At 31.8% G+C, this 17,429-nt stretch carries 19 protein-coding genes and 2 other annotated features; of the genes, 13 read left to right on the forward strand and 6 right to left on the reverse strand.

The genetic code is table 11. The annotated features are described in order from the left end of the window. The first annotated feature begins 157 nt into the window (after window positions 1-157). Window positions 158-353: a binding site (T-box leader), on the forward strand. A gap of 36 nt (window positions 354-389) precedes the next feature. From alaS to greA, 11 genes are all read left to right on the forward strand, one after another. Further along, entirely contained in the window at window positions 390-2,999 is a 2,610-nt protein-coding gene (gene alaS / locus KTF99_RS05415; RefSeq protein WP_029479936.1) for an alanine--tRNA ligase, read from the forward strand. Between the two features lie 60 nt (window positions 3,000-3,059). Beyond that, entirely contained in the window at window positions 3,060-3,311 is a 252-nt protein-coding gene (locus tag KTF99_RS05420; RefSeq protein WP_003538104.1) for an IreB family regulatory phosphoprotein, read from the forward strand. Between the two features lies 1 nt (window position 3,312). Next, on the forward strand, window positions 3,313-3,732 hold the full coding sequence (gene ruvX / locus KTF99_RS05425; RefSeq protein ID WP_003538105.1) for a Holliday junction resolvase RuvX: 420 nt from the start codon (window positions 3,313-3,315) through the stop codon (window positions 3,730-3,732). 12 nt (window positions 3,733-3,744) lie between these two features. Then, entirely contained in the window at window positions 3,745-4,092 is a 348-nt protein-coding gene (locus KTF99_RS05430) for a DUF1292 domain-containing protein (RefSeq protein ID WP_003538106.1), read from the forward strand. Between the two features lie 54 nt (window positions 4,093-4,146). After that, on the forward strand, window positions 4,147-5,238 hold the full coding sequence (locus KTF99_RS05435) for a beta-propeller fold lactonase family protein (protein ID WP_003538107.1): 1,092 nt from the start codon (window positions 4,147-4,149) through the stop codon (window positions 5,236-5,238). Between the two features lie 116 nt (window positions 5,239-5,354). Then, the gene (gene mltG, locus KTF99_RS05440) at window positions 5,355-6,404 is read left to right on the forward strand and encodes an endolytic transglycosylase MltG (protein WP_022007698.1); all 1,050 of its coding nucleotides are present in this window, start codon (window positions 5,355-5,357) and stop codon (window positions 6,402-6,404) included. A 1-nt stretch (window position 6,405) separates the two neighbouring features. After that, complete coding sequence (locus tag KTF99_RS05445; protein ID WP_003538109.1) at window positions 6,406-7,005, forward strand: O-methyltransferase; 600 nt, start codon at window positions 6,406-6,408, stop codon at window positions 7,003-7,005. Next, a complete protein-coding gene (locus tag KTF99_RS05450) occupies window positions 7,002-7,937 on the forward strand; it encodes a U32 family peptidase (RefSeq protein WP_008791802.1) in 936 nt (311 codons plus the stop codon). The genes KTF99_RS05445 and KTF99_RS05450 overlap by 4 nt, the downstream gene beginning before the upstream one ends. Next, window positions 7,921-9,165 carry a peptidase U32 family protein gene (locus KTF99_RS05455; protein WP_029479942.1) on the forward strand — a complete coding sequence of 415 codons (1,245 nt, stop codon included), beginning with the start codon at window positions 7,921-7,923 and terminating at the stop codon, window positions 9,163-9,165. Before KTF99_RS05450 ends, KTF99_RS05455 begins: the two co-directional genes overlap by 17 nt. After that, window positions 9,165-9,785 (forward strand): uridine kinase, encoded by a 621-nt coding sequence (gene udk, locus KTF99_RS05460; RefSeq protein ID WP_003538113.1) that lies wholly within the window; start codon window positions 9,165-9,167, stop codon window positions 9,783-9,785. Before KTF99_RS05455 ends, udk begins: the two co-directional genes overlap by 1 nt. A gap of 64 nt (window positions 9,786-9,849) precedes the next feature. After that, on the forward strand, window positions 9,850-10,335 hold the full coding sequence (greA, locus tag KTF99_RS05465; protein WP_003538114.1) for a transcription elongation factor GreA: 486 nt from the start codon (window positions 9,850-9,852) through the stop codon (window positions 10,333-10,335). A gap of 274 nt (window positions 10,336-10,609) precedes the next feature. Here the strand turns inward: greA and KTF99_RS05470 are convergent, their stop codons facing one another. Beyond that, window positions 10,610-10,966 carry a hypothetical protein gene (locus KTF99_RS05470; RefSeq protein ID WP_008791801.1) on the reverse strand — a complete coding sequence of 119 codons (357 nt, stop codon included), beginning with the start codon at window positions 10,964-10,966 and terminating at the stop codon, window positions 10,610-10,612. 49 nt (window positions 10,967-11,015) lie between these two features. Between KTF99_RS05470 and KTF99_RS05475 the strand changes: the two genes are divergently transcribed. Next, window positions 11,016-11,648 carry a YetF domain-containing protein gene (locus KTF99_RS05475; protein ID WP_003538116.1) on the forward strand — a complete coding sequence of 211 codons (633 nt, stop codon included), beginning with the start codon at window positions 11,016-11,018 and terminating at the stop codon, window positions 11,646-11,648. A gap of 14 nt (window positions 11,649-11,662) precedes the next feature. On the opposite strand, the gene KTF99_RS05480 is transcribed toward KTF99_RS05475, so the two are convergent. The 4 genes from KTF99_RS05480 to KTF99_RS05495 form a co-directional block, all read right to left on the reverse strand. Beyond that, window positions 11,663-12,457 carry an ABC transporter ATP-binding protein gene (locus KTF99_RS05480; RefSeq protein WP_008791799.1) on the reverse strand — a complete coding sequence of 265 codons (795 nt, stop codon included), beginning with the start codon at window positions 12,455-12,457 and terminating at the stop codon, window positions 11,663-11,665. Beyond that, window positions 12,450-13,370, reverse strand: coding sequence for an ABC transporter permease (locus KTF99_RS05485; RefSeq protein WP_003538120.1), 921 nt, complete (start codon window positions 13,368-13,370; stop codon window positions 12,450-12,452). The genes KTF99_RS05480 and KTF99_RS05485 overlap by 8 nt, the downstream gene beginning before the upstream one ends. Then, window positions 13,370-14,338: an ABC transporter substrate-binding protein gene (locus KTF99_RS05490; protein ID WP_008791798.1), complete on the reverse strand. Its 969-nt coding sequence runs from the start codon at window positions 14,336-14,338 to the stop codon at window positions 13,370-13,372. Before KTF99_RS05490 ends, KTF99_RS05485 begins: the two co-directional genes overlap by 1 nt. 47 nt (window positions 14,339-14,385) lie before the next feature. Beyond that, window positions 14,386-14,612, reverse strand: a binding site (T-box leader). A gap of 145 nt (window positions 14,613-14,757) precedes the next feature. Then, window positions 14,758-15,552: a ZIP family metal transporter gene (locus KTF99_RS05495; protein WP_003538122.1), complete on the reverse strand. Its 795-nt coding sequence runs from the start codon at window positions 15,550-15,552 to the stop codon at window positions 14,758-14,760. 106 nt (window positions 15,553-15,658) lie between these two features. Between KTF99_RS05495 and KTF99_RS05500 the strand changes: the two genes are divergently transcribed. After that, the gene (locus KTF99_RS05500; protein WP_009300605.1) at window positions 15,659-16,033 is read left to right on the forward strand and encodes a metal-dependent transcriptional regulator; all 375 of its coding nucleotides are present in this window, start codon (window positions 15,659-15,661) and stop codon (window positions 16,031-16,033) included. Window positions 16,034-16,065: 32 nt separating this feature from the next. Here KTF99_RS05500 and KTF99_RS05505 read toward each other — a convergent pair whose 3' ends face one another. Continuing rightward, window positions 16,066-17,322 carry a hypothetical protein gene (locus tag KTF99_RS05505; protein ID WP_003538124.1) on the reverse strand — a complete coding sequence of 419 codons (1,257 nt, stop codon included), beginning with the start codon at window positions 17,320-17,322 and terminating at the stop codon, window positions 16,066-16,068. Window positions 17,323-17,429: the final 107 nt, after the last annotated feature.

Genomic DNA, 17,429 nt, shown 5'->3' on the forward strand with positions numbered 1-17,429 from the left:
ACAAGAAGCAAAATACTAATTGGATTAACAGTTGCATCACTAATGATTTTGTTGAGTGAATGTGAGTGTGTTGAAGATATGATGTATGAACTCAAAGCAAAGATGTAAAGATATAAATTAATAGTCTTGAAAAATATAATTGGATAGTTTATAATTTGGTAAATCGTTGAAAAAGAAAAGTACTATAAAATAGATCTTTCAGAGAAAGTATGGCTGGTGAAAATACTTATCATTTTATAGGAAAGCTACTTTGGAGAGTAATTAAAGATTACCGTGTAGGCTACGTTACCAGTCAAGTAAGGGCATGAGTTTTCATGAACTAGGATGGTACCGCGATTAAAGTCGTTCCTAGCAATAGGGCGACTTTTTATATTGTAAAGGAGAACAAGATGAAACAATTAACAGGAAATCAAGTTAGAAAAATGTTTTTGGATTTTTTTGAAAGCAAAGGTCATAAAGTTGAACCTAGCCACTCATTAATTCCTAATGACGATCCAACTTTACTATGGATCAATGCTGGAGTAGCAGCAATTAAAAAATATTTTGATGGAACAATAACTCCAGATAATCCACGAATTACAAATGCTCAAAAGTCAATTCGTACTAATGATATTGAAAACGTTGGAAAAACAGCTCGTCATCATACATTTTTTGAAATGTTAGGGAACTTCTCAATTGGTGATTATTTTAAAAAAGATGCAATTGATTTTGCGTGGGAATTATTAACTGATGAAAAATGGTTTGCTTTTGAAAAAGATAAATTATATATTACAGTTCATGATCATGATGAGGAAGCTTATGACTATTGGGTTAATGTCAAAGGTGTTGCTGTTGATCATATGTTAAAAACACCAGGTAACTTTTGGGAAATTGGCGAGGGACCATGTGGACCCGATTCAGAGATTTTTTATGATCGTGGGGAAAAATATGATCCTGATGGTTTAGGAACAAAGTTGTTTTATGAAGAATTAGAAAATGATCGATATATTGAAATTTGGAATTTAGTATTTTCACAATATAACTCACAAGAAGGAGTAGCTCGTGAAGATTATAAAGAGTTGCCACAAAAAAATATCGATACTGGGATGGGATTAGAAAGAATTACTAGTATTATCCAAGGCGGAGAAACAAATTTTGATACTGATTTTTTCTTACCAATTATCCATGAAGTAGAAAAATTAGCCAATGTTTCATATCAAGAAAATAAGATGGCTTATCGAGTTATTGCTGATCATATCCGGACTGTAACATTTGCACTTGCTGATGGAGCATTATTTGATAATGCAGGTCGTGGATATGTTTTGAGGAGAATTTTAAGAAGAGCTGTTCGTTATGGTAAGCAAATTGGAATCGAAAAAGCGTTTATGTATGATTTAGTTGATGTTGTAAGCGAAATTATGAAAGAATTCTATGATTATCTACCAGAAAAAGTAAGTTATATTAGTGACTTAGTAAAAAAAGAGGAAGAAGCTTTTCATAAGACGTTAACAAATGGTGAAAAATTATTAAGTAGTATTATTGCAAAAAATACTGATGGTGTGATTAGTGGAAAGGATGCCTTTAAATTATACGATACTTATGGTTTTCCTTTTGAATTGACTTTGGAAATTGCTGAAGAATCAGATTTAAAAGTTGATGAAGAGGCTTTTAGAGCAGAGCTTAAAGTACAACAAGAAAGATCGCGTGGAGCACGTACTGATAGTGAAAGTATGGCAAGTCAGAAACCTGATTTAATGGCCTTTGATTTACCATCGAATTTTGAATATGATCCAACAAATATCAATAGTGTAGTTATTGGATTATTTAAAGATGGTGTTAAAACAGATCGAATTGATGATTATGGAGAAGTCATTTTTGATACGACAACTTTTTATGCTGAGATGGGTGGTCAATGTGCAGATACTGGGTATGTTTATAATGAAAATTGTCAGGGTGAAGTAATTAATGTGCTAAAAGCACCAAATCAACAGCATTTACATTTCGTTAAATTGAAGACAGGAACGATTCGAGTTGGTGATATTTTAACTTTAGATGTTGATAAAGCTAAGCGAAATAAGATTATTGCTAACCATAGTGCTACTCATATTCTTCAAGCAGCTTTAAAAGAAATTATTGGAAAACATATTAATCAAGCTGGTTCTTATGTTGATGATCATCGTTTAAGATTTGATTTTACTCATTTTGAAAAAATAACAAATGAACAACTTAAATTAATTGAGAATCAGGTTAATAATGTCATTTTTGATGGAGTTACTGTGGATATTGCACACATGACTAAAGATGAAGCCATTAATAGTGGTGCTATGGCGTTGTTTGATGAGAAGTATGGCGATAAGGTTCGGGTTGTTTCAATCGGTGATTATTCAATGGAATTATGTGGTGGATGTCATGTTTCAAACAGTGCAAATATTGGATTATTTAAAATTGAGGCTGAAGAGAGTGTTGGTAGTGGAGTGCGTCGAATTGAGGCGGTTACTGGAAAGACTGCTTATCAAGCGTTAGTTCAAGAAAAAGAAACGGTTGATATTATTAGTAATATTTTAAAACTTAAAAATCGTAAAGAAGTAGTTGCAAAAGTTACTGCATTAACTGAAGAACTTTCCAACACTAAAAAAGAGATTGAAATATTAAGCGGACAATTAAATGCGCTAAATGCAGCAAGTAAAGCCAATGATATTCAAGAAATCAATGGAGTTAAAGTGTTGTTTGTAGAAGAAATGATTGATGCTGCTAAAGCGAAACAACTTGCCTTTGATTTTAGAGATAAAATTGAAGAAGGAATTGTAATTTTAGTAACACAATTTGAGGACAAATGTTCATACTTTGTCGGGGTGACTAAAAATTATGTTGCAACTGGATATAAAGCTGGTGATATTATTAAAAAAATCAATGCAGTTGTTGATGGTCGCGGTGGTGGAAAGCCGGATTTTGCTCAAGGTGGCTGCCCAATTAATGATAAGATTTCCAACATCAAGGGAGAACTTAAAAATTTCTTTTAATTTCTAAGTAATTGGTGTAAAATAATTTTATAGGCAAAGCCTTAAAGGAGGTCGAATAATATGCAAGACTTAACAAAGACAAAAGTATTCAGTTCTGAAGATATGCGTCGTGAGATGATTCGTCAAAATCTTAAAACAGTAATTGATGCATTAAATGAAAGAGGCTATAATGCAGTACATCAAATTGCAGGTTATTTAATCTCTAATGATCCTGCTTATATTTCAAGTCATAAAAATGCTCGAAATATAATCCAGCAAATTGAACGTGATGAAATTATTGAAGAATTAGTCAAATCATATTTGGAGAAGTAGGATGGAACGGATATTAGGGTTGGACTTAGGTTCAAGAACCTGTGGTATTGCAATCAGTGATACTTTAGGCATGTTAGCTCATGGAATTGAGACTTACCGTTTTCGAGATGATGATTATGATAGAGCCGCAAAGCACGTTGTTGCTTTAATTAATGAACATCAGATCAAAACGGTTGTACTTGGGCTACCTAAACATATGAATGGTGATTTGGGTGAGCGTGCACAAATATCAATCATGTTTAAAGAAATGTTAGAAAAAGAAGTACCGGGTCTCAATGTTGTTTTAATTGATGAGCGACTTACAACTAAAGTAGCTCAAGATCAACTTATCTTTGCTGATGTTTCTCGAAAGAAACGGAAGCAGGTAATTGACAAAATGGCTGCAGTAGCGATTTTACAAGGCTACTTAGATGCCCAATAGAAAGGAATTTAAATGGAAGCAAATAAAATCCAAGTGATCGATGATCAAGGTAATGAAAAAGAATTTGAAGTATTATTTACTTTTAATAATGAGGAATTAGGAAAACAATATGTGTTGTATTATGATACAACAGTTGAAGAACCTAGTGTATTTGCATCAATCTATGATGATGCTGGACAATTATTCCCTATAGAAACACCGGAAGAATGGGAAATGGTTGAAGAAGTTTTCCAAAGTTTTATGGCTGAAAGTGAAGAAGGTCATGAATGTTGTGGAAACCATGGAAATGGATGCTGTCATGATAATGATGAAGAACATGAATGTTGCGGTAATCATGGAGACTGTAACTGCGATAACTAATAAAAGCTAAATTATTTAGCTTTTTTCTCTTAAACTAGAAAAGGTGGTATAGAAATGGCTTTAATGGGATTATTTGGAAAAAAAAGAGTTACTGAATCATTTTTTGTCAATTCATATGGAAATGATCAGACACGTGGTATTTATACATTTCAAGTAGATATTGAAAATGGAGAAATACTTTATAAAAAGCATTTTAAAACACCCTCAGACCCTGTCTATAGCTTTAATTATGGGCGCTTTGTGTGTGTTACATATAAAAATAGAACAGGTACAAGTGGTGATGGTGGAATTTGTTCATATGCAGCAACTGCTGATATTTTAGCATTAGTATCGCGAATTAGTGATAAAGGTAAAACATATATGCATGCTTGTGCTAATGGTGATCATGAAACAGCAGATAAATTATATGCTGTTGATTATTATAACGGTGAGATCATGGTGGCAAAAATTGATAAGAAAAAACTAGTTGCACCTATTTTTAATTATAAATTGGAAGGACATAGTATCGATCCAAAACGTCAAAATCAACCACACCCTCATTTTGTCGATTTTACTCCGGATGGAAAACGTTTAATTGTTGTTGACTTAGGATTAGATAAAGTACTGCTCTTTAAAATGGAAGCAAAGGAGATTATTTTGGATGAAGAACATTCATTTGATTTAGAACCAGGATCTGGACCTAAAAAGATTATGTTCAACCAGGCTGGAACAATAGCGTATGTTTTAAATGAATTATCTAATACAATTTGTGTTTACAAATATAATGATTTGAAATTTGAATTAATTCAAACCATCGATACATATCCAAAAGATGAATATGATGAGCCTAGCTTAGCTGGACAAATGCTTTTTAGCGAAAAAGAGGAGCGTATTTTTGTTACTAATCGTGGTCATGATAGTTTAGCATTATTTTTAGTAGATCAAGAAACAGGTTTATTGACTTATAAAGATTTTGTTGATACTTCACCAAATGCTCGTGATATTGCAATCTTTAAAGATCGTTGGATTGTTGCAGTTTGCCAAAAGGGTGGAGTAGTTGAAAGTTATGAATACCGCGATGAAAGAGGCGGAATGCTTTTTGAAACCAAATACTCATATCTAGTCAGTGAGCCGGTTTGCATTACAAAATTTGAGACTATTTATTAGAGATGATTATTCATCTCTTTTTTTGGCATAATATACTGACGAAGCATGTTTTATTATCGGTAGATAAGTTGAATAAGCGCTAAAAATATCATATAATGGTTAAGACGGAGGAGAATATGAAAAAAACTCAGAAAATTATTATTGGAGCAATTGCTGGAATAACGATTGTTGTACTAGCTTTAGTGTTTTTTTATTTCAATGGCCAAGGTGCTGTTTCTTCTAAAAGTGAAGAGGTAGTAGTTGAAATATCTGGATCAACATCTTCGGTCTTAAATCAGCTTGATAAGGCAGGTCTATTAAAAAGCAAAACAGTTGCTAGTATCTATACAAAGTTTAATAGTTATAGTTTTAAAGCGAATGTTTATGTTTTAAATAAAAATATGGATTTAAAGAAGATTCTTACAATTTTGGAAGGAGATAAGGATTATATATCTGCTGCTAAAATTACGATATTAGATGGATACCGTATACCTGAATGTGCTCAACAAGTAGCAAAGGGATTAGAAATCGATAGTACCGAGGTATTAGAGAAATGGACAAATAAAGAATATTTGCAAACTTTAGTGGAAAAATACTGGTTTTTGGATGAAAGTATTTTGGGTGCTGATATTATGTTCCCGTTAGAAGGGTATTTTGGTCCAGAAACATATGTAATTACTTCAAAGAAGACATCGATTGAAGATGTTACAAAGATGATGCTGGATCAAATGGATCGTAATTTAAGTACTTATAAAGACAAAATCAGTAATTTTATGATTAGTGGTAATAAAGTATCGATGCATCAATTTTTATCATTAGCATCAGTTGTACAATGTGAGTCATCTGGCCAAAAAGAAGATCAGGCTAAGATAGCCGGTGTCTTTATGAATCGTTTGGAAAAACCAATGCGTCTGCAAAGTGATGTAACTGTAAATTATGCAAATCAAATTAAAACGGTAGCAGTAACGTATAATCACTTATCAGTCGATTCTAAATATAATACATATAAGTATGAAGGGTTACCAGTCGGTCCAATCAGTACAGTTTCAACAAACATTATTGAGGCATGTCTGAATTATCAAAAGACTGATAATTTGTTCTTCTTTGCTTTGAAAGACGGGTCAGTCATCTATTCAAAAACATATGAAGAACATCAACAAGTAGTAAAGGAAAATAAATGGTATTAAAATGAGATATTATGAAAAAATAGAAGCTGATGCTTTAGCCCGAAATATACCTGTAATGCAGCGTGAAGGGCTTGAATTTATGATTGAAATTTTTAAACATCATAATTGTCATTGTTGTTTAGAGATTGGTAGTGCGATTGGATATTCAGCAATGATGTTGGTAAGTAATATTAATAATTTTAAGGTTGAAACAATTGAATTAAATGAGGAACGATATTTAGAAGCTGTAAAAAATATTGAAGAAAATAATTTAAAAAGTCAAATCATTATTCATCATGGTGATGCTTTATCATTTGATTTAGAGCATTTGAAAATTAAAAAATATGATTGTTTGTTTATTGATGCAGCTAAAGCACAATATCAAAAGTTTTTTGAAAAATATATGCCTTTAGTGGCAGACGAAGGTATTTGTATTGTTGATAATTTAGATTTTCATGGTATGATTTTTGATATTGATAATATAAAGAATCGAAATACAAAACAACTGGTAAAAAAAATAAAGCGTTTTAAAGATTGGATCTTTGATAACGAACTTTATGATGTTGAATATCATCATGTTGGTGATGGTATTTGTGTGATAAGAAAAAGGGTGGCACAATGAAGTTAGTATTATCTTTAAATAGCAAAAAATTTATTTATGATTATGTGGATATTGGTGTTGAATATTTTGTCGTTGGGGCAAAGTATTTTTCATGTCGTCAAGCATTATCGCTTGAGTATGATGAAATCGCCAATTTAAAAAAGGTCCTAGGTAATAAAAAAGTATGGGTTTTAGTAAATGCACTAGTTGAAGAAAAATATATCGATTTCTTAGAAAAGCATTTAATTAGATTGAGTCACATTGGAGTTGATGGAATTTTATTTCAAGATTTTGGTGTTTTACAGATTTGTAATGAGCATAATTTTGATTTTGAGATGATTTATCATCCAGATACATTAAATACTAATCAAGCAACTTTAAATTACTTGGGAACTCAAGGTATTAATGGTGCTTTTTTGGCACGGGAGATACCGCTTGAAGAAAAAAAAATAATTGCTAAAAATGTTAATGTTAAAACAATGATTCAAGTTCATGGTGTTGAATATATGGCATATTCAAAAAGAAAGCTATTGACTAATTATTTTAAGGAAATCAATCAGGATATTCCAATTGGAATATCAGATGATCTGACGATTCAGGCAAATGGTGTAAATTATAGTTGTCATATTTATGAGGATCAATATGGATGTCATATTTTGAGTAAACAGCAAATGTGTGGCTTAGACATAATGAGTAGTTTTCAAGATTTTGATTACCTCTACATAGAATCTTTATACGTCGATGAATTAAAGTTAGTAGAAATCGTTAATTTATATCAAGATGCTTTAATCAGCGTTGGAAATAGAACTTACGGAAAAGTCGCTAAGGAATTAATATCGCAACTTTATCAACTGGATCCAAATATCGAATATCATCATAGCTTTATGTTTGATGCAACTGTTTATAAGATTGATGATGTAAGAAAGCGGGAAGAAAATGAGAAATGTAAGTAAAGTAATTAACGGAAAAAGGGTAATAATAAAAAAACCTGAGTTATTGGCACCAGCTGGTAACTTAGAAAAGCTAAAGGTTGCCATTCAATATGGTGCTGATGCAGTTTTTGTGGGTGGAAAAGAATTTTCATTACGTTCTGGAGCCTCAAATTTTACACTTGATGATATTAAAGAGGCAGTAACCTTTGCTGATCAGTATGGCGCTGCGGTTCATGTGACATGCAATATTATTCTACATCAAGATAATCTTGATGGGATTGAAGAATATCTGCGGGCTCTTGATCAAGCAGGTGTTAGAGCGATTATTGTGGCTGATCCATATATTATGTCAATTGCTAAAAAGTTGAATTTAAAATTAGAAGTTCATGTTTCAACACAATTATCAACTTTAAATACAAAAGCAATTAAATTTTATCGAAATTTAAAAATGGATCGAGTAGTGCTTGGTCGGGAAGTTTGTTACGATGATTTGAAAACTATTTTAGATAAAACTGATGTAGATATTGAATATTTTATTCATGGTGCCATGTGTATTCATTATTCAGGTCGTTGCATGTTGTCTAATTATTTTTCACGTCGTGATGCTAATCGGGGTGGATGTTCACAATCATGTCGCTGGTACTATGATCTATATCAAGGTAATCAAAAAATTAATCAAGATGGTGTAATTCCTTTTAGCATGTCAAGTAAGGATATGGCATTAATTAATCATATTCCTGAATTGATTGAACTAGGAGTCGATTCTTTTAAAATTGAGGGTCGAATGAAGTCATTGCATTATATTGCAACAATTGTTTCGACCTATCGAAAATTAATTGATGATTATTGTAATGATCCTGATAATTTTGAATTGACTGAGAAATATTATCGTGAAATACAAAAAGCGGCTAATCGTTCCTTATGCACTGGTTTCTTTGATGATCAGGCGGGTAACGATAAGCAGTTATATAATCAACGTGATGAACATCCTACACAAGAATTTTGTGCCCGAGTAATCAGCTATGATCAAGTTAATCAAATAGCTACAATAGAACAACGTAACTATTTTAAAATTGGTGATCAAATTGAGTTTTTTAGCCCATATCACGAAAATGTTGTTGTGCCAGTAACAAAAATTATAAATGCTGATAATGAAGAAGTTGAAGTAGCTAATCATCCAATGGAGATTCTACAAATACCGGTCAGTGTTGAATTACAAAAGGATGATATGGGAAGGAAAGTGATTTGATGAAAAAGCCAGTTATTATTGGTATTGCGGGAGGTAGTGCTTCGGGAAAAACCTCTATTGCACAAGAGCTTTATGACTGTTTTAAAGGACGCCATACAATTAGAATTATTAAATTAGATGACTATTATAAAGATCAAACACATTTATCAATGGATAAAAGAGTCTTAACTAACTATGATCACCCCTTAGCTTTTGATATGGATTTATTGATTGAACATCTTGATTTATTAAAAGAAGGGAAAAGTATTCAAAAACCGACTTATGATTTTGAACAGCATAATCGTAGCAAAATAGTAGAAATAGTTGATTGTCGTGATGTTTTTATTCTTGAAGGGTTATTTGTGTTAAATGAAGTACGAATTAGAGAACGCTGTGATATTCTAGTATATGTTGATACAGATGCAGATATTCGCTTTATTCGTCGGTTGAGACGCGATCTTGAAGAACGAGGGCGGAGTCTAGATTCGGTATGTACACAATATTTAACAACAGTAAGACCAATGCACGAACAATTTGTTGAACCATCGAAAAAATATGCTCATATTATAATTCCCGAAGGAAGCAGCAACACTGTAGCAATTGATTTATTGTTAACAAAAATATCTTCAATAGTTGATTAGTGAAGATATTAGGACTAGATATTTATATAGAATTATGCTATATTAGAGACTACGAGGTGATATTATGGAACACGAAAAAGTATTGTTAACCCAAAGTGGGGTAGAAAAATTAGAACAAGAAAGAGATAACTTGATTAATGTCGAAAGACCTAAAGTTATTGAAGAATTACAATTAGCACGTTCTCAAGGTGACTTATCTGAAAATGCTGACTACGATGCTGCTAGAGAAAAACAAGCACATTTAGAATCAAGAATTAAAGAAATTGACTATATGCTTCAAAATGCTGAAGTTATTTCTGAAGAACAAATGGATCTAAAAGTAGTAAAACCCGGTACTACTGTAACAATCTTAGATTTATCAGAAAAAGATGCTGAACCTGAAAGTTACCAAATCGTTGGATATACTGAAACAGACCCTTTAAATGGAAAGATTTCAAATGAATCTCCATTAGCAAAAGCTGTTTTAGGTCATGGAGTAAATGAAATTGTAACAGTTGGGGTTGCAGATCCTTATGATGTAAAAATTGTTAACATTGAGTTTAAAAACTAGAACTTATAAAATGAACCTACTATTTAGACTGAAAAATAAGTAAGGTTCTTTTTTATAGACAATTTTAATAAGTAGAAATAGAAAAAAATGATTTAATCAGTATTTTGTAAGAACTGTTTAAATCATTCTTTAAGGGAAATTATCTTTGGAAAGATGAAATATTCTATGGATTTGTATATAAAGTTGATTAACTAGATGATTGGTGTATGAGGTAATTAAAGAGATTGCCACCTGTATAATAACATTATCATTACGGATTGATTATGCCAAGATATTAAGCGTCTAATTTTTTTGTATATAATTGTAAAATTAAGGTAGTGATAATTAAAATGATTGGTCTTGAAAGGATATTAATCAGATTAATGTCTTCAATATTTACCATTAATGCGATAATTCCAAAGATCAATCCACATAGTAAAGCGTGAATAATTGCTTTATTTTGAAATATTTTGATTAGCCAAAATGCCCATACAATCATAATGATTCCAGCAATTATATTAATAATACTATGGTAGATAAAATTTGATAAATGAATAAAACTTATAATTCCGGCCATGATAAGACTAGTAATAGTAAAGGTGATAAGGATAAATAAAGCGAATTTTAGGTATATTTTTAAATATGATTTCATATTTCCTCCTTGTTATCTTACTAATATTATATTTAAGGATTGGTGAAATATGAATATCTTCGATGTATTTTTAATTAGTGTTTGCATTTATATTTATTTAAGTATCTTGTTAAGAATTTTTGGTAAAAAAGAATTTAGTCAATTAAATGTATTTGATTTTGTAGTATTTTTAATTATTGCCGAGATCATGACAGATACGATAGGAAACAGCGATTTTACTTTTTATCATGGTGTGGTTGCAACTGTTACATTGATTGTTGTAGATCGACTTGTTTCAATGATAACAATGAAATCAAAAAAACTTCGCGATATTTTTGAAGGACGACCTACATACATTATTTTTAAAGGAAAATTGGATCAAGAAATAATGAAAAAGCAACGATATACTGTTGATGATTTATCACATCATTTACGAGTTAATGATATTGATAGTATTTCTAAAGTTGAATTTGCTTTATTAGAAACAAATGGTTCACTTTCAATTATTCCTAAAGATCAGTGTGTAGTAGAATTACCGGATGCTTTAATCTGTGATGGGATAATTGATGAAGATAATTTAAAATTGCTCAACCGGGATATAAATTGGTTAAAAAAAGAGTTGAAAAAACAAGGTGTAGATAAAATAGAAGATGTTTTTTATTGTGTGCCAGAAAAGGGCCACTTATTAGTAATAAAAAAATAGAGCTGGAATCAGCTCTATCCTAATAGCATGCGATCGTTGTCAAATTCACTACCGCTTGCTTCTTCGAATTTTTTAAGTAAATCATCAACTGTTAATTTGGCTTTTTCTTCACCGTTGACATCATAAATAATACGGCCCTTGTCCATCATAATTAAGCGATTACCGATATTAATAGCATCTTTCATATTATGTGTTACCATTAAAGCAGTTAGCTTTTGTTCAGTGACGATTTCCTCTGTTAAATCAAGAACTTTTTTAGCGGTTCGAGGATCTAATGCTGCAGTATGCTCATCAAGTAAAAGAATTTTGGGTTTTTGAAGTGTTGCCATCAGTAATGTTAAAGCTTGACGTTGTCCTCCTGATAACAAACCAACTTTACTTGACATCCTTGTTTCTAAACCTAAGTCTAAACGTTTTAGTGCTTCATGATATTGTTTTTTTTCTTCTTTGCTGATTCCCCAGCTTAAACCACGACGTTTACCACGACGAAAAGCCATAGCCAGATTTTCTTGAATTTCCATATTAGCTGCTGTTCCCATCATAGGATCTTGGAAAACACGTCCAATAAATTTGGCACGTTTATATTCATCGGCGAGCGAGATGTCTTGATTGTCAATAGTAATATATCCACAGTCAATTGGATAAACCCCAGCAATCATATTTAAAGTCGTACTTTTACCAGCCCCGTTTCCACCGATGATTGTAATAAAATCTCCATCATTAACAGTAAGGTTCAAATCTTGAAGAGCCTTTTTTTCATTAACAGTACCAAGGTTAAAAGTTTTACTTACATGTTCTAATTTAAGCATTCTCTTTCTCCTTTGTTAATTTTTTGTATGTAGCAATTTGTTTTCTTTTACTTACCATAACAGGTACAGTTAATGCTATACCTACTAATAAAGCTGTCAACAGTTTTAAATCATCAGTACTTAGACCCAATTGTAAAACAACTGCAACAATAATACGATACAAAATTGAACCAACAATAATAGCAGTTAAAGTAAACATGAAACCAGGCTTTCTTCCTAGTATTACTTCTCCAATAACGATTGAAGCTAAACCAATAACAATTGCTCCAATTCCCATCTTAATGTCGGCATAACCTTGAGATTGGGTTACTAATGCACCAGACATTGCTATTAAACCATTAGAAATCATTAAACCTAATAATTTAGTTGTATTTGTATTAGCACCAAGTGCTCGAACCATATGTTCATTATTTCCTGTAGCACGGATAGCACTACCAATTTCGGTTCCAAAGAACCAGTAACATATTAAAATAACGATTATCGCACAAATTATTCCGATGATTAAAGTAATCCATGCTTGTGATAGATTGAAAGTATTTGATAAACCTTTGAAGATAGTATCACTTTGAAGTAAAGGTGTATTACTTTTTCCCATGATTCGTAAATTAATTGAATAAAGGCCGATTTGGGTCAAGATACCTGCTAAAATCGCAGGTATTTGACATTTAGTGTGTAATAGACCAGTAATAGCTCCGGCAACAAATCCAGCAATTATAGCTAATAAAACAGCAAGAATAGGGTTTATTCCATTGACAATAGCAACAGCACAAACAGCACCGCCAGTGGCAAAACTACCATCAACTGTTAAATCGGCAAAATCTAATAATCTAAAAGTGATGTAGACCCCTAAAGCCATAATTCCCCAAAGGATTCCTTGTGATGCTGCACCTTGAATAGCTAAGATAAAACTCATTACTTATTCACCATCTTTGCTTTAGATTTAAGATCATCAGGAATTGTAATGTTTAATTTTTTAGCAACTTTCTCATTTATTGTTAATTCACATTCTTCAGCAGGTAAATATTCAATTGCCATATCAGCAGGTTTAGCTTCGCCCTTTAAAATTTTTACAGCCTGAAGACCAGCACGATATCCTAGATTATAATAATCGATACCATAAGTGGCTAATCCCCCATTTTCAACCATCCCACTTTCACCAACAATACATGGTAAATTGTTTTCATTAGCAACTTGAGCAACGGTTGCCATACCTTCGGCTAAGAGATTGTCAGTTGGAATGTAAATAGCATCTACTTTTCCAATTAATGACTCAGTAACTTGTTGTATTTGATTAGAATCAGTAACAGATTTATCAACTACAGTTAAATTACGTTTAGCACATTCTTCTTTAGCAATGTCAGCTTGGAAAATTGAGTTATCTTCGGCATTACAATACATGATCCCGATTGTTTTGGCATCAGGAAGTAATTGTTGTAATAAATCAAATTGATCAGCAACCGGTGTTAAATCACTTGTACCAGTTACATTTCCGCCAGGTTTTTCATTGGTTTTTACTAATTTAGCACTAGCAGGATCTGTTACAGCTGATAAAACAATTGGAATTTCTGTTGTTTTGTTTGCTGCTGCTTGAGCAGTTGGTGTAGCAATTGCGAAAATCAAGTCAACGTTATCGTTAACAAATTTATCAGCAATGGTTGTACAATTTGATCCATCACCTTGAGCATTTTGGTCATCAAATGCAACATTGTCCTCACCATAGCCATTGTCTTCTAATGCTTTCAAAAATCCTTTTTTAGCATTATCTAATGCGGGATGTTCTGCGTATTGAACAATGCCAATATTAACATCCTTACTTCCCCCACAGGCACTTAGAGTTAGTGCCATCATTACAGTTAAAGATGCCTTTAATAATTTTTTCATATTTATTCCCTCCATATTTTCAATTATTAAACAAAAAGTCGCCCTCGATAGAGGACGACAAAGTCGCGGTACCACCCCAAGTTTATTATTAACTCACATTAATAATCTTCATAAGTGTAAAACTTTACTACGATAACGGCTAGCCACCGATGATTACCTACTTATCAGTATCCGACTCCATGATGAATTCAATATTTCTTAACGTATTGTTCGCACCAACCACAATATCTCTGATATCTAAGTCATATTTACTACTTCACTTCACTGTCTTTGTTTAATAGATTGTTACCTAAAATAATACGTTATGAAGTTCTATTTGTCAATATAATAAAACTTGTAAAATTAGGATAAATAGCTTTATTTCTAAAAAAGTATTTTTTGTTTAGGATTTAAACAAATTTAATTACTTTAAATAGTATTTATGATAAAAGAATGTCTAAAGACATCATAATGACAAAACCAATCATGAAACTTATTGTTCCCAAATCAATTCCTTCAGTTGCATTAGCTTCAGGAATTAATTCTTCAATACAGACAAAAAACATGGCACCGGCTGCGAAACAAAGAGCGAATGGTAAAACTCCATTGACTAGAGTGGCAAAAATAAAGCCTAATAATGCTGCTGGGATTTCAACAATAGCAGAAAATTGTCCATACATCATGGCAATAAAACGGCTTTTTCCGCATTGATGCATAGGTAAAGAAATAGCAGTACCTTCAGGAAAATTTTGGATACCAATTCCTAGAGCTAAGATTAAAGCTGGTAAGTAATTTCCATCGTGACATCCTGCAAATGCCACACCAACTGCTAAACCTTCAGGAATATTGTGTAAGGTCATAGCTAACATTAATAGCTTGTTTTTTGAAAAGCGACCTGGATTGATTCCTTCTTGTTCATGTGACATCATGTGTTCATGGGGGAGCAGTTTATCAATCAACATCAATAATGCTACACCACAAATAAAACCAAATGGAATGATTAGTAAATCAAGTTTACCTCCAGCTTCAAGCTGGTCTTTTGCTGGAAGTAATAATGAAAAAAATGAAGCAGCAACCATAATTCCAGCAGAACTGCCAAGAGCAATACAAATGAGTTTTTGACTGGCTTTGCGAACAAATAGAACTAACGATGCTCCAAAGAAGGTCATTAACCAGTTAAATGTTGCTACAATTAATACAATTATAAATGGATTTAACGATAATAAATATTCCATTTTTTCACCTCAATTATTACTATGCATAAAAGCCTATTGCATATGGGCATATAAGTTGCTGATGAAGTAATATTATGATATGATTATTCTTAATGAGGTGGAACAAATGGAAGAAATGTCAATTGCGATGCAAAACTATTTAGAATTAATTTATGAACTTTCATTAGATGGAAAAAAAGCTAGAGTCAGTGATATCGCTAAGCATTTAGGTGTATCTAAACCAAGTGTCAATAATGCAGTTGTGGTTTTGGCTAAAGATGGCTATGTTATATATGAAAAGTATGCGGATGTAAAACTAACGCCTAAAGGGAAAGAAACGGCTGAGTTTATCTGTGGTAAACATCAAACAATTAAACAATTATTTGTTGAAGTTTTGAACATAGACGAAGGAGTTGCTGATAAAGACGCTTGTTTAATTGAACATGTGATTTCAAATGAGAGTATTAAAGCAATGCAAGAATTTTTAGATAGACAAAAATAATGGTTATTAGGAAGTTTCCTAATAACCATTATTTAATATCCAAAATCCAGATATTCTTCAGTAGTAATAATTAAAATAGCTTTATTTGTAATTTCGTTTTTCTTGTTGTCAAATGTTTCAATTGGGGTATATTCAACTTTATCACGACGTTGAACATCTTCATCGTAAACATAATCGGCTTGTCTAAAGAAAATACCATCTTCATCATAACGCGAGATAGTCCCAAGACCACGCTGATTATTATAATGAACAACTGTTCCTTCAACACGTTCTACATATTTACCTAAATTATTCATTACTTTTTCATATAATTCATCATATAATTCTTCTGATGTTTGATCGTTATATTTTTCACCATAATCAGCAACTGGAGTATATTCACGATTATTTTCAGCAGTTAATTTTGTTAAGAAAGCATCTACAATTTCAATTAACATCGGGTCTTCAGTACGTTGTGTAGCCTCCATCAAGCGTGTATAAATTCCTAAATGATTAATTGAATATCCATTTTCAAAAAATTCATATAGTAAATAAGCATTTGCTTCTTTAATGTTGCCTGTTTGAGCATTAGTTTTATAAAGAACTTCGTAGAAATTAACATTACGGATTCGGTTATGTAAAGATAAGAATACTTTTTTAGCTTCATCGTATTGTTCTAGTTCGACTAATGAACACGCTCTTTGATAATTAATCCATTGCAATGTATTAAAATGCCATTTTAAAGATAGAGATAGTGCATTGTTAGCAGTATCAACACATTCTTTTGAACGTTTGGCCTCGTATAGAGCTTTTACTTTTAATCGATAGTAGCGTTCTTTTTTAGATTCAAATTCTTTTCCTTCATCATTAGTAAATGGTTTATCATCTAATAGATTAGGATCAAGTAAATCAAGCATTTCAACTAATTTGTTAGGATCTTCAGGTTTTTCACGTTGTAAATATTTAATAGCACGATTTACTGAAGGTTCCATTGGAGAATAACGTTCCTGTTTGCATACAGCTAAAATATCTTTTAAGACACTAAAGAAAAGATCTTCATTATCTCTAATTTTTTCATCATCAATATTGATGAACTTATTATAAAGTGCATACCCATATTGATTCAGATATCCGCGAAGATTTGGACATAATGACATAAATGTCTTTCCAACCTCAATTGCCTCTTCATTGTTGTCGCTTTTCTTCAATAGTTTAATGTAATCATTGGCCTGAAAATCATTGAAGGAAGTTGGGTCTTCTTTAAACTTTTCATTGTATACTTCTAAACTTTTTAATTCATTTTCATTCATAAAATCACCTCTAATCAATATTATAGCATCTTTTTAATCTCTTTTGCAGTAGTTAAGTAATAAATTGTTTTGAAATGCAAATTTATATGTTATAATGGCTAGGATAA

The sequence above is a fragment of the Erysipelatoclostridium sp. MSK.7.34 genome, from assembly GCF_019041935.1.
Lineage (GTDB): Bacteria > Bacillota_I > Bacilli_A > Erysipelotrichales > Coprobacillaceae > Thomasclavelia > Thomasclavelia ramosa.

Bases quoted from the DNA above. Each gene is read 5' to 3' on its own strand.
- greA (WP_003538114.1), top strand. From the start codon at position 9,850: ATGGAACACGAAAAAGTATTGTTAACCCAAAGTGGGGTAGAAAAATTA.
- KTF99_RS05505 (WP_003538124.1), bottom strand. From the start codon at position 17,322: ATGAATGAAAATGAATTAAAAAGTTTAGAAGTATACAATGAAAAGTTT.
- KTF99_RS05475 (WP_003538116.1), top strand. From the start codon at position 11,016: ATGAATATCTTCGATGTATTTTTAATTAGTGTTTGCATTTATATTTAT.
- KTF99_RS05495 (WP_003538122.1), bottom strand. From the start codon at position 15,552: ATGGAATATTTATTATCGTTAAATCCATTTATAATTGTATTAATTGTA.
- KTF99_RS05445 (WP_003538109.1), top strand. From the start codon at position 6,406: ATGAGATATTATGAAAAAATAGAAGCTGATGCTTTAGCCCGAAATATA.
- KTF99_RS05450 (WP_008791802.1), top strand. From the start codon at position 7,002: ATGAAGTTAGTATTATCTTTAAATAGCAAAAAATTTATTTATGATTAT.
- KTF99_RS05485 (WP_003538120.1), bottom strand. From the start codon at position 13,370: ATGAGTTTTATCTTAGCTATTCAAGGTGCAGCATCACAAGGAATCCTT.
- KTF99_RS05470 (WP_008791801.1), bottom strand. From the start codon at position 10,966: ATGAAATCATATTTAAAAATATACCTAAAATTCGCTTTATTTATCCTT.
- KTF99_RS05455 (WP_029479942.1), top strand. From the start codon at position 7,921: ATGAGAAATGTAAGTAAAGTAATTAACGGAAAAAGGGTAATAATAAAA.
- udk (WP_003538113.1), top strand. From the start codon at position 9,165: ATGAAAAAGCCAGTTATTATTGGTATTGCGGGAGGTAGTGCTTCGGGA.
- KTF99_RS05420 (WP_003538104.1), top strand. From the start codon at position 3,060: ATGCAAGACTTAACAAAGACAAAAGTATTCAGTTCTGAAGATATGCGT.
- KTF99_RS05430 (WP_003538106.1), top strand. From the start codon at position 3,745: ATGGAAGCAAATAAAATCCAAGTGATCGATGATCAAGGTAATGAAAAA.
- KTF99_RS05500 (WP_009300605.1), top strand. From the start codon at position 15,659: ATGGAAGAAATGTCAATTGCGATGCAAAACTATTTAGAATTAATTTAT.
- KTF99_RS05435 (WP_003538107.1), top strand. From the start codon at position 4,147: ATGGCTTTAATGGGATTATTTGGAAAAAAAAGAGTTACTGAATCATTT.
- mltG (WP_022007698.1), top strand. From the start codon at position 5,355: ATGAAAAAAACTCAGAAAATTATTATTGGAGCAATTGCTGGAATAACG.
- KTF99_RS05490 (WP_008791798.1), bottom strand. From the start codon at position 14,338: ATGAAAAAATTATTAAAGGCATCTTTAACTGTAATGATGGCACTAACT.
- ruvX (WP_003538105.1), top strand. From the start codon at position 3,313: ATGGAACGGATATTAGGGTTGGACTTAGGTTCAAGAACCTGTGGTATT.
- alaS (WP_029479936.1), top strand. From the start codon at position 390: ATGAAACAATTAACAGGAAATCAAGTTAGAAAAATGTTTTTGGATTTT.
- KTF99_RS05480 (WP_008791799.1), bottom strand. From the start codon at position 12,457: ATGCTTAAATTAGAACATGTAAGTAAAACTTTTAACCTTGGTACTGTT.